General features: G+C 49.4%; 1 protein-coding gene. It reads left to right on the forward strand.

All coding sequences use genetic code 11. The annotated features are described in order from the left end of the window. The coding region (locus tag CWC28_RS21530; RefSeq protein ID WP_138625770.1) for an amino acid ABC transporter ATP-binding protein at positions 1 to 422 on the forward strand (422 nt) is incomplete at its 5' end. Positions 423 to 492: the final 70 nt, after the last annotated feature.

Raw genomic sequence — 492 nt, forward strand, 5'->3', positions numbered from 1 at the left:
GCTGGGTCAGAAACACCGCTCAGAAAGCAGCCGAAAAAACGGCGATGGAATATCTTGAACGCGGCCGTATCCCGGATCAGGCAGACAAGGTTCCCGGACAGCTCTCTAGAGGGCAGCAACAGCGGGTGGCGATAGCCCGAAGCCTCTGCATGAACACTGAAATCATGCTGTTTGATGAGCCTACTTCGGCATTGGATCCGGAGATGATCAAGGAAGTGCTGGATGTCATGATTGAACTGGCCAATGAAGGCATGACCATGATTTGTGTGACCCATGAAATGGGTTTTGCAAAAACCGTAGCGGATCGCATGATCTTTATGGATCAGGGACAGGTTGTGGAAGAAGCCACGCCAGAAGTGTTTTTCAATCGTCCAGAGTCTGAGCGAACCAGGGAATTTCTGGGACAGATTCTCAGTCATTAGCAGGTTAGCCAAGAATAAATCACTTGGCCTGAAGTTCAGAAAGAACGGCCATATTTCTCGCTAAATGTGA

It is taken from the genome of Pseudoalteromonas sp. S4492, from assembly GCF_005886115.1.
Taxonomy (GTDB): Bacteria; Pseudomonadota; Gammaproteobacteria; order Enterobacterales; family Alteromonadaceae; genus Pseudoalteromonas; species Pseudoalteromonas gelatinilytica.